This is a genomic window from Xanthomonas sp. NCPPB 3005, from assembly GCF_041228095.2.
Lineage (GTDB): Bacteria > Pseudomonadota > Gammaproteobacteria > Xanthomonadales > Xanthomonadaceae > Xanthomonas_A > Xanthomonas_A bonasiae.
The window spans coordinates 4,833,398-4,843,906 of the sequence record NZ_CP166096.2 but is presented as its reverse complement, the minus strand read 5'-3'; the positions used below and the strand labels follow the sequence as shown (position 1 = coordinate 4,843,906).

Annotated in this window: 11 protein-coding genes; all 11 read left to right on the top strand. The window is 65.6% G+C overall.

The window, feature by feature from the left end; all coding sequences use genetic code 11:
• Window positions 1–8 precede the first annotated feature (8 nt).
• A complete protein-coding gene (locus AB8810_RS21025; RefSeq protein WP_372530399.1) occupies window positions 9–248 on the top strand; it encodes a hypothetical protein in 240 nt (79 codons plus the stop codon).
• Between the two features lie 1,093 nt (window positions 249–1,341).
• On the top strand, window positions 1,342–2,493 hold the full coding sequence (locus AB8810_RS21020; RefSeq protein WP_369914777.1) for a tetratricopeptide repeat protein: 1,152 nt from the start codon (window positions 1,342–1,344) through the stop codon (window positions 2,491–2,493).
• Between the two features lie 9 nt (window positions 2,494–2,502).
• Window positions 2,503–2,766, top strand: a complete 264-nt coding sequence (locus AB8810_RS21015; protein WP_369914776.1) for a flagellar biosynthetic protein FliQ — start codon at window positions 2,503–2,505, stop codon at window positions 2,764–2,766.
• A gap of 2 nt (window positions 2,767–2,768) precedes the next feature.
• The gene (locus tag AB8810_RS21010; RefSeq protein WP_369914775.1) at window positions 2,769–3,539 is read left to right on the top strand and encodes a flagellar biosynthetic protein FliR; all 771 of its coding nucleotides are present in this window, start codon (window positions 2,769–2,771) and stop codon (window positions 3,537–3,539) included.
• Complete coding sequence (locus tag AB8810_RS21005) at window positions 3,539–4,606, top strand: flagellar biosynthesis protein FlhB (RefSeq protein ID WP_369914774.1); 1,068 nt, start codon at window positions 3,539–3,541, stop codon at window positions 4,604–4,606. The genes AB8810_RS21010 and AB8810_RS21005 overlap by 1 nt, the downstream gene beginning before the upstream one ends.
• Window positions 4,603–6,660 (top strand): flagellar biosynthesis protein FlhA, encoded by a 2,058-nt coding sequence (locus AB8810_RS21000; protein WP_369914773.1) that lies wholly within the window; start codon window positions 4,603–4,605, stop codon window positions 6,658–6,660. The genes AB8810_RS21005 and AB8810_RS21000 overlap by 4 nt, the downstream gene beginning before the upstream one ends.
• On the top strand, window positions 6,657–7,325 hold the full coding sequence (locus AB8810_RS20995; RefSeq protein ID WP_369914771.1) for a flagellar hook-basal body protein: 669 nt from the start codon (window positions 6,657–6,659) through the stop codon (window positions 7,323–7,325). The genes AB8810_RS21000 and AB8810_RS20995 overlap by 4 nt, the downstream gene beginning before the upstream one ends.
• A gap of 12 nt (window positions 7,326–7,337) precedes the next feature.
• On the top strand, window positions 7,338–8,105 hold the full coding sequence (locus tag AB8810_RS20990; RefSeq protein ID WP_369914770.1) for a flagellar hook-basal body protein: 768 nt from the start codon (window positions 7,338–7,340) through the stop codon (window positions 8,103–8,105).
• Window positions 8,105–8,812, top strand: coding sequence for a flagella basal body P-ring formation protein FlgA (locus tag AB8810_RS20985; RefSeq protein WP_369914769.1), 708 nt, complete (start codon window positions 8,105–8,107; stop codon window positions 8,810–8,812). Before AB8810_RS20990 ends, AB8810_RS20985 begins: the two co-directional genes overlap by 1 nt.
• Before the next feature lie 4 nt (window positions 8,813–8,816).
• On the top strand, window positions 8,817–9,392 hold the full coding sequence (locus AB8810_RS20980) for a flagellar basal body L-ring protein FlgH (RefSeq protein ID WP_369914768.1): 576 nt from the start codon (window positions 8,817–8,819) through the stop codon (window positions 9,390–9,392).
• A complete protein-coding gene (locus AB8810_RS20975; protein WP_369914767.1) occupies window positions 9,389–10,507 on the top strand; it encodes a flagellar basal body P-ring protein FlgI in 1,119 nt (372 codons plus the stop codon). Before AB8810_RS20980 ends, AB8810_RS20975 begins: the two co-directional genes overlap by 4 nt.
• The last annotated feature ends 2 nt before the right edge of the window (window positions 10,508–10,509 follow it).

The window sequence follows — 10,509 nt, the reverse complement described above, 5'->3', positions numbered from 1 at the left end:
AATCTGGGATGATGCCGAGTGAAGTATTTCGTCTGCTTATTGAGCAAGGGGAGGTGAGTTCGAATGCGGATATTTCCAAGCTGTTGGATGAAGAAATAGACGGCTTGCCATCATTTGTAATGACTGCGGTAATTAACTGGAATAGAGGCGTTAACCCCGAGCGGGAAGGTGTTGGTTTGCCAGATGAACGTCTAAATGAGCGAATTGGAGATTGTTTGAAGGCCTTGGTTGGTAGCGATAGTCACTGAGTAAATTATCGCTCTGGAAAGTGGTGTGATTATTTGCATGCCACACTTGCAAGAGTCTGCTGTTTCTTCAGTGATTTTCTGTTGTCGAAGAGTTGTGCTTCGCTCTATGTTGGGATTGTTGCGGATGACGTGTCAAGAAACAAATTGATGGAATTTTGCGGCGCCTTTGGCAAGCGACTGATTTACGTATGACGTGGTCGGGCTCCCGATGGCGGTGATTCCGACCAAAGCGGTCGGCAACCTCAGCGCCTATGCGTCCAATCAACTGGTCGGCAACCAGGTCGGGTTCAGCTGGCGCAACGTGGCGGCCAGCGCGATCAGTGCGGGGATTACAGCGAAAGTGGCGCCGGCGCTAACTGGAAGCCTGGATCCGACGAACTCGACCGCACAGTTCCAAGCCGGCTTGGTTCGCGGCATCACCGGCGGGGTCGTGAGTGCACATGTGCAGCAAGGGCTCGTCGGCGGCGGTGTGCTCTACCAGCACAGGGCGATGCCAGCATCGGCTACGACACGGCCGGCCGCCTGCGCGGCGATCGGTACACGCCGGTGCACAACGAGAAGGGCAGTGGCGTGTCCTCCGATGAGGGTTACACCCTCACCTACCGCAACAGCTACCTGGGGCGCGACAGCTCTGCAGCAGCGGACAGCAGCAACAGCAAGTTCAAAACCGGCAACTAGCGTCAGATCAACAGCTCGGGTACGGTCCCAAAAGCGGGCGTATTGAGGCGCCGATCGCATTAACGCGCCCCGGCGAAGCGCCGAGCCACCCGCCTCAAGTACTGAATGCCCTGACACTTTGCGCCGGCGGACGAAAAGTTCGACCTTAACTAATGGCGAGTGCGGATCAGCCGTAGCCGTGTGGCCGCTGATCAAGGTCTTCTTCACATTTGCTTGACAGCTATCCCGGTAAGGCCTGTAAAGTGGCAGCGTTGTCAGGGGGACACGCCGAAGACTTCATCGATGACACGCATCGTCCGCGAGGGCGTCATGCGTGATGGCGTTGATGTGCTTGCGGGTCTTGGCGCTTCAGGGAATTGTCAGTTGCCGCGACGTCCATGGGACGGGTGCAGCTGTTCGTCACATGGATGTAGCAATGTTGTCGATCGATCGACTTGGCGCGTTTCTGGCACAGGACCCCGCCAATCCGCTGCTTGCGTGCCAGCTGTGCGATGCGCTGATCGCCGCCGGGCAGGTTGCGGCAGCGGATCGGGTGCTGGCGCGGTTGCCAGCCGCCACCCGGGACGATTCCGGCGTCGCGTTTCGCAGCGCGCGGGTCGACCTGCTGAGCGGGCGCTATGCGTCCGCCGAAACGATCTTGCGGACGCTGATGCAGCGCACAGCCGTGCCTGCCATCGCGCATGACATCGCCTTTGCCCAGCTATGCCAGCGCGATCTTGCCGGCGCGACCGCCACCTTGGCCGAGGCGAGGCAGCATCACGGACCGTCGGCCGATTTCGCTGTGCTCGCGGCGCGCGTTGCGTTGATGCAGCACGACGATGCGGCTGCCGATGCTGCGCTGAACGAGGCGTTGCAGCTCGATCCTGGCCATGCCACTGCGTGGGGCCTACGCGCGTTGGCGCACCTGGACGCCGACCGTCCGCAGCAGGCGTGGGACACCGCACTAGCGTGCCTGGCCGATCACCCGGATCAGCACGAGGCGCTGCTGACGACCGGCAGCGTGAGTCTCTATCGCCAGGATGCAGAACGCGCTGCGTCGGACTTCGAACGCGCGCTTGCGCGGTTTCCGCATTCCGGCCGCGCGCTCTCCGGGCTAGGCCAGGCCTGCATGTTGCGTGGCGATCTGGACCGCGCCCGCGCTTTGCTGGAGGCCGCCACGCAGGCGATGCCCGATCACATCGGGACCTGGCATGCATTGGGCTGGCTGCACCTGCTGCGTGGCGAGCGCCGCGAGGCCGAGCGCAGCTACCGCCAGGCCCATGCGCTGGATCGCAACTTTGCCGAATCCCACGGTGGCCTGGCGGTGGTGGCCCTGCTGGAAGGGCGTGACGAGGGCGAGGCCTCGATGCGCATCGCGTTGCGGCTGGATCCGCGCAGCATCAGCGGGCGCTATGCGCGCACGCTGTGGCTGCAGGACCGGGGCGATGCGGCGACCGCGGCGGCCGATTTCGCTGCCCTGGTCGCCGAAGGCGCGCTAGCCGGCGCGATCGAGGTCGCCGACGCGGATGCGGCGCAGATGGCCATGCGTCTGCGTGCCCGCCTGACGGCGCCGCGGCACGCTGGCTGAGAGAAGCGGATGGACGCCGATACCGCCATGCAATTGCTGGCCGAGACGCTGCTTGCGGCGGCCAAGGTGTCCGCGCCGATCCTGCTGGTGACGCTGGTGGTGGGGCTGCTCATCTCGATCCTGCAGGTGGTGACGCAGGTGCAGGAGATGACCCTCACCTTCATCCCCAAGCTGATCGCCGTCGGCGTGGTGATCGTGATGTTGGGAAGCTGGATGATCCTGACCTCGGTCGAGCTGGCCAAGCGCATGTTCGATATCGCAGCGGGCATGTGAGCATGGACGCGATCGCCGCCCTGGCCGTGTTGTTCGGATTCGCCTCGTTGCGCTATCTGCCGTTGACCGTGCTCCCCGGGTTGTCTCCGTTGTCCTGGGCGCCGCTGCTGGTGCGGATCGTGGTGATGCTGGCGTTCGCGTGGTTGACGGTGTTGTCGTTGCCCGATGGACAGGTGTTGCCGTCGCTGCATCAGCCCTTGCTGCTGCTGCTTGCGGCGTTGGGCGAACTGTTGCTGGGGGGGGTCTTCGGCCTGGCGTTCCTGCTTCCCAATGCCGCCTTGCACAAGAGTGGGTGGTTGCTGGACATGCAGGCCGGACTCAGCGCCGGTGCCCTGCTCAATCCCGGATCGGGCGATACCCAGGAATCCTTGCTCGGTCACGCCTTGATGCTCGCGGCGACCGTGTTGTTCTTCGCCCTGAATCTGCACCTGGTGTTGTTCAAGGCGGTGGCGTCTAGCGTTCAATTCATCCCGCTGGGGCGGATGACCCGGCCCCTGAATCCCGATGCGCTGCTGGCCATGCTGGGAAGCAGCTTCGTGGGCGGGCTGGCCGTGGTGGCGCCGGTGGTGCTGGGCCTGTTCTGCGTCGATGTGGCAGTGGGGTATGCGTCCAGGTCGATGCCGCAGGCCAACATCTATTTTCTGGCGCTGCCGCTCAAGGTCGCGGTGGCGATGGGCCTGCTGGCGCTGACCCTGGCCTACGCGCCGGCGTTGATCGGGCGGTTGTTTGCGCAGGCCATCGATGCGGTGCCGACCGTGCTGGGAGCGCCGTGATGGCTGGCGACCAGGACAAGACCGAGCAGCCGACACAGCATCGCCTGGAGGAAGCGCGCAACAAGGGCGAGGTGGCGAAAAGCAGCGACATGGTCGGCATGGTGGGATTGATCGCCTTTGCGCTGACCCTGATGCTGACCGTGCGTTCGATCGCGGCCGCCCTGACGCAGGCAACCGAGCGCACCCTGTTGTTGGCCGGTACCGGCCCGATCATCGGGTCGGGGCTGTTTCGCTGGCTGGAGGGCACCTACTTCGGCCTGCTCCAGGCGGTGATGCCGATGGTGCTGGCCCTGCTGGTGGTCGGCGTGGTCGCCAACCTCGTGCAGACCGGGCCGATCCTCACCGCATTCCCGCTGAAGCCCAGCGCTCAGCGGCTGAATCCAGCAGCGGCGTTGAAACGGCTGTTCTCGATGCGCAGCCTGTGGGAATTGGGCAAGCTCGTTGTGAAGTTGCTGTTGCTGACGTTGATCGCCTATGCGGCAATGAAGGCTGCACCCGGCTTCGTCGGTCGCATCGCGTTGAGCCCGGTCGCGGACCTGCCAGAGAGACTGAAGGACGGTATCTGGACGACCTCGCTCTATCTGTTGTCTGCGCTGCTGGTGGTGGCGTTCGCCGACCTGCTGTTCGTGCGCAAGGACCATGGCAAGCGCATGCGCATGAGCCGGCGCGAAGTGCGCGACGATGCCAAGCGCCGCGACGGCGATCCTGAGGTCAAGTCGCGGCAACGCCGGCAGATCCGCGAACTGTTGAAGAAAGTGCGCGCGCTGCCGCGTGCGGCCGATGCCGACGTGATCCTGACCAATCCCACCCATTACGCCGTCGCGGTCAAGTACCGTCCGCGCAGCATGCGCGCGCCGGTGGTGCTGGCCAAGGGGCGCGGGTTCATGGCGGCACGCGTCCGCGGAGTCGGCGCGCGCGCGGGCGTGCCGGTCATCCGCGTTCCGGCGCTGGCACGCGCACTGTACCGCGCCTGCGAGATCGACGCGCCGGTCCCCGAGGATCTCTACGGGCAGCTGGCGCCGATCTATCGGCAGCTGTACGCACAAGGGCTGGGGAGGGCGGCATGAAGGAACTGCTGGCGCCCCTGCTGCAGGACAAACGCGACCTGGCCCTGGTGGGCCTGGTCGTGGGCGTGCTCATGGTGCTGTTCGTGCCGGTGCCGTCGGTGGTGCTGGACCTGCTGTTGATCATCAACATCAGCCTGGCGCTGCTGATCCTGCTGGTGACCTTCTTCACCGAGTCGCCGCTCAACTTCTCCACATTCCCGACGTTGCTGCTGCTGGCCACGATGTTCCGCCTGGCGCTGAATGTGTCGGCCACGCGCCTGATCCTCGACGGCGCCGATGCTGGCCGCGTCATCGCCGCGATCGGCTCGTTCGTGATCCGCGGCAACTACGTCGTGGGCATCGTGGTGTTCCTGATCCTGGTGGTGGTGCAGTACGTGGTGGTCACCACCGGCGCGCAGCGTGTCGCCGAGGTGGCAGCGCGCTTCACCCTGGACAGCATGCCCGGCAAGCAGATGAGCATCGACGCCGACATGAACATGGGGCTCATCGACGAGCACGAGGCGCGCCGGCGCCGCAAGCAGATCGAGAAGGAAGCCAATTTCTACGGCGCGATGGACGGCGCGACCAAGTTCGTCAAGGGCGACGCCATCGCCGGCATCGTCATCGTCCTGATCAACATCGTCGGCGGCCTGGCGATCGGCATCGCGCAGATGGGGATGCCCTGGACGGAGGCGGTGCAGCGTTTCACCCTGCTGACCGTCGGCGACGGCATCGTCACGCAGATCCCCTCCCTGGTCATCGCTGTGGCGACCGGCATCATCATCACCCGCGCCGCTGCCGATGCGCGGCTGGGTGCGGAGATCCCGCGCCAGGTCCTGTCCAATCCGAAGGCATTGCTGGTGGTCGGGGCGGCATTGCTGCTGGTCCTGCTGCTGCCGGGCTTTCCCAAGTGGCCGGTGCTCCTGGTGCTGGCTGGCATCGCGGTGCTAATCAGGTTCAGCCGCAACAAGGAGCAAACGGCGGCGACCGAACCCGAAGAAGAGGCGGCTCCGGCTGCGCAGGACGATCTGCAGCAGGCGATGCGGGTCGAGCCGGTCGAGATCAGGCTGGGCGGCGCGGTGCACGACATGCTGTTGGGGCCGGCCGGCGACTTCGCCGAGCGCATCGCCAATCTGCGCAAGCAGGTGGCGATGGATCTTGGGTTCGTGTTGCCGAAGGTGCAGACGAGCCTGCGCCAGGACCTGGATGCCAGCGGCTACGAGTTCCATCTCGAAGGCAACCGTGTGGCGCACGGCGTCCTGTATCCGGACCGGGTGCTGGCGATCAATCCCGGCGGCATCAAGACCAAGCTGGAGGGGCTGGAAACGCGTGACCCGGCCTATGGTCTTCCGGCCTTGTGGATCCAGCCCGAGCAGCGGCAGAGCGCGCGCACCGCGGGGTACACACTGGTGGAGCCGGACACTGTGCTGATCACCCATCTCAACGAGCTGGTGAAGACGCACAGCCCGGAGCTGCTCAGCCGCACTGAAACCGAGCGCCTGATGGCGCGGATGGGCGAACGCGGCACGGCGATGCTCAACGAGCTGGTACCTGCCGTGCTCACCTACTCGGATATCCAGAAGACCCTGCAGATGCTGCTGCGCGAGCAGGTCAGCATTCGCAACCTCGAAGCGATCATCGAAGTGCTGCTCGATTGCGGCCGCACCATGAAGGCGCCGGCCGATCTGGCCGAACGCGTGCGCGAGCGACTGGGCGCGACCATCTGCCAGCGCTACGTGGACCCGCGTGGCGAGCTGAACGTGCTGACCCTGGAGCCTGGCATCGAGCGAGCCTTGATGGGCAACCAGCGGGCGACGGAAGGACGTGCTTCCCTGTTCAACGACATGGCGGAACTGGATGGTTTCGTGCGTCAGCTCTCGCGTTCCGCTGAAACGATGATGGGACGGAGCCTGCAGCCGGTGTTGCTGTGCCCGTCGCCGCTGCGGCGTCCGTTGCGCGCACTGATCCAGCGCTCGTTGCCGCACGTTGCCGTGCTCGGGCTGAACGAGATTCCCTCCACCACCATGGTCCGCTCGTTCGCGGCCGTGGGTACTTCCTTGCAGGCGGCTGCATGACCGACGCGATCAATGCCGTCAGCCGCAGCTTGAATGCGGATGTCGACGGCCTCAACGCCATCAGTCGGAACGTGGCCAACATCAACACCCCAGGCTACCAAGCGGTGCGGGGCGTTCCGGATTTCGCCACCGTCTCCGGGATGCGCGGCGCGCTGCAACTGAGCGACGGGCCGTTGAAGGAGACCCAGCGCGGCCTCGATCTGGCCTTGCGCGGCAATGGCTTTTTCGTGGTGCAGGACGGAGAGCAGCGGGTGCTGACGCGGTCTGGCTCGTTCGTCCGTTCCGCGGAAGGCATGCTGGTGACGCGCGACGGCATGCCGGTCCTCACCGACAGCGGCCCGTTGACGTTGCCGCAGGGCGACATCCGCGTGGAGCGCGACGGCGCTGTCTGGAGCGGCGATCAGTCGCTCGGGCGCCTGCTGCTGGTGGACGTCTCCGACGCCGGCCGGTTGGTGCCAGCGGCCGGTGGCTACCGTTACGACGGGGCATTGCAGGACTGGAACGGCACCGTCGAGCAGGGCGCGGTCGAGCAGTCGAACGTCGATGCCGCGGAGCAGACCTTGCAGCTGATCGAACTGACACGCCACGCCGAATCCGTACAACGCGTGATTTCTCTCTACGACAAGGTGCTCGACGTGGGCATCAACCGCGTCGGCGACAACTAACAGGGCACTCTCATGATCGATGCGCTTTACATCTCGTCCAGCGGCCTGCGTAGCCAGCAGCAGCAGATCGACGTCATTTCCAACAACGTCGCCAACATGCAGACGCCCGGCTTCAAACGCGGGCGAGTGAACTTCGCCGAAATCGCCAATGTGCCGATGGCGGGCGAGGGCATCGACCAGGCGGCCATGCTGCATGGCGGCGGGACGCGGGTCATGTCCACGACCATGGAGTTCGGTGCGGGCGCGATGCAGCCCACCCGCAACACCCTGGACGTGGCCATCGACGGAAGCGGCTTCTTCGAACTCGAGAATGCCAATGGCGAACGTTTCTACACACGCTCCGGCCAGTTCCGGCTGGATGCGCAAGGCTATCTGACGGCGGTCAACGGCATGCGGCTGGCGCCTGGCATCCAGGTGCCCAGCGGCGCGTCCGACCTGCTGATCTCCAGCGCGGGCGAAGTCAGTGCGACGCTGGAGGGAGCCCAGGAGCGCAGCGTGCTGGGCACCATCGATCTGGTGACCTTCGCGTCCACCGAAGGGCTGAGCGCCTATGGCGACAACGTGTTCCAGGCCAGCAGCCGTTCCGGGGAACCGATCGTCGCCACGGCCGGCGTGGACGGCGCGGGCAAGCTGCAGCAGGGCTATCTGGAGTCCGCGAACGTCGACATGATCGACGAAATGACCGGGCTGGTGCTGGCGCAGCGCGCATACCAGTTGAACGCACGCGTGCTGCAGGCATCCGACCAGGTGCTGGAAACCATCAACAACCTGCGCCGCTGATGACCCGTTTCGCGCTCCTGCTGTTGGCGGTATGCCCGATGTGGGCGATCGCGGCGACGACGACCCTGGCGCCGGAGCGCCTGGTCGCGTGCGCCAGCGCCTATCTGCGCGGTCTGCCGTCGTCGGTGGCCGGGCAGTTGGAGCTGGAACCGACCCTGCCGGCCGAATCGCATCTCGACGCGGATCCTGCCGCCATCACGCTCGAGGCCGGCACGATCGCAGGCGGGTGGCCGCGGGCACGGGTCGGCGTGCCGGTGCGGATCCTGGTCGATGGCAAGACGCAGCAGACCAGAATGGTGTGGTTCTCGGCGAAATGGTGGGCGCAGGCGCCGGTCTATGCGGACCGCTACGCCAAGGGCACGGCCTATGCATCGCTGGCGACCCGATCCGCTCGCGTGAATATCGCGGGGCTGACGGAGCGCGGCCCGGCCATGACGGACGAGGCGTCCGCGGTCTCACTGCGCCTGCGGCGGGAAGTACGCGCGGGCGACGTCGTGCTGGCATCGGATTTCCAGCAGCCGCGTACGGTGGAACAGCGCGAGCGCGTCATGTTGCGGTTGACCCAGGGGGCAGTGGTGGTGCGCATGCCGGCGCTGGCCATCGATGGCGGGCAGGCCGGCGAGTTGATCGCCGTAGTGCCGGAAGGGGCGCACGCATCGGTCAAGGCGCGCGTCGTGGCGCAAGGGGAGGTGGCGATTGAACGCTGAACGTGTGTGGTGCCTGGCGGCGTCGCTGCTGCTGGCGTTCGGCGTGGCGCATGTGGCCATCGCCCAGGAAAGCCTGATCAATCCCGATACCTACCGCGGCATTGCCTCGGATCGGCGTGCATACCGGGTGGGCGACATCCTGACGGTCAATGTGTTGGAAGCGGCGCGTGCGCGTTCCAGCGCCGCCACCGATGCCGGATCGGACGTACGGGTGAGCGGTACGGCGGGCAACAATGCCTACCGTGGCGCGTTCGATGCGGGCCTGGCCGGCGGCACCAAGGGCAGCGGCGAAACCTCCCGCGTCGGCGAGCTGCGGACCCAGCTGTCGGTTCGGGTCACCGCCGTGCTTCCCGACGGGTCGCTGGCGGTCGAGGGCGAGCAGTCGCTGACCATCAACAAGGAAGACCAGCACATCGTGCTGAGCGGCATCGTGCGACCCGACGACATCCTTTCGGACAATACGGTCTGGTCGCATCGCCTGGCCAACGCGCATGTGCAGTTCGACGGAAAGGGCGCAGTGGCGGAATCGCAGCGGCAGAGCATGGTGTATCGGGTGCTGAAATGGCTGAGGGTGCTATGAAACTCCTGCATCCGTTCGTCTTGCTTGTCGGCCTGTTCGCCGGCGCTGCGTCGGCGACCGAAAGCCATGAAGTCAAAGTCAAGGACGTCGCCCGTATTGCCGGCGTCCGCGAAAATCCGCTGACCGGGTATGGGCTGGTGTTCGGACTGTCCGGCTCCGGCGACTCCCCACGCAACCGCGCGACGGTGCAGTCGGTCGCCAATACCCTACGCAACTTCGGGGTGGCGGTCGAACTGAACGATCTGTCCAGCCGCAACGTTGCGGCAGTGCTGGTGACCGCGAAGTTGCCGGCATTCGCGGAGCCGGGCCAACCGCTGGACGTGCAGGTGTCCTCGGCTGGCGATGCGCGCAGCTTGACCGGTGGCACGCTCATGCTCGCGCCGTTGTCCGGCCCGGACGGCAAGGTCTATGCGATCGCACAAGGCGCGATCTCCGTCGGCGGCTACCAGTTCGAGGCCGTCACCGCCTCGGTGCAGAAGAACCATCCGACCGTGGGCTGGATTCCCTCTGGCGCGACCGTGGAGCGTGCGGCGCCGCTGGATGTGGTTGGTCAGCCCGGCACGCTCAGCGTGTTGCTGGAAGAAGCGGATTTCACTACAGCCAACCGCATCGCCGAGGCGATCACGCGTGCCGTGCCGGGGGCGACCGCCACGGCGGAGCACGCGGGCAAGGTGGTCGTTCGTTTCCGTGATGGCGGCGATCGCGTCGCCCGGATCGCGCAGGTCGAGAACGTCCGCGTGGCGCGGGAGCGCCCGGCACGCGTGGTCATCAACGAACGCACCGGCACCGTCGTGGCGGGAGGCGATATTCGGGTGGGGCAGGTCAGCATTTCGCATGGAGACCTGCGTGTGGAAATCGCGACGCACTACAGCGTCTCCCAACCGGATGGCCTGCTGGTCCGCCCGAGTCCGGGCATCCGCAGCGTGCTGGTGCCGGAAAGCGAGATCAAGACCGAGGAGGGCGTCGCGCCGGTGGTGAAGATCGCCGAAGGCGCCACGGTCGCCGAGCTGATCTCGGCGCTGCGCGCGGTGAAGCTCTCCACCCGCGACGTGATCGCGGTACTGCAGTCCATCAAGTCGGCGGGTGCGCTCGACGGCGAACTGGTCATTCAATAGGA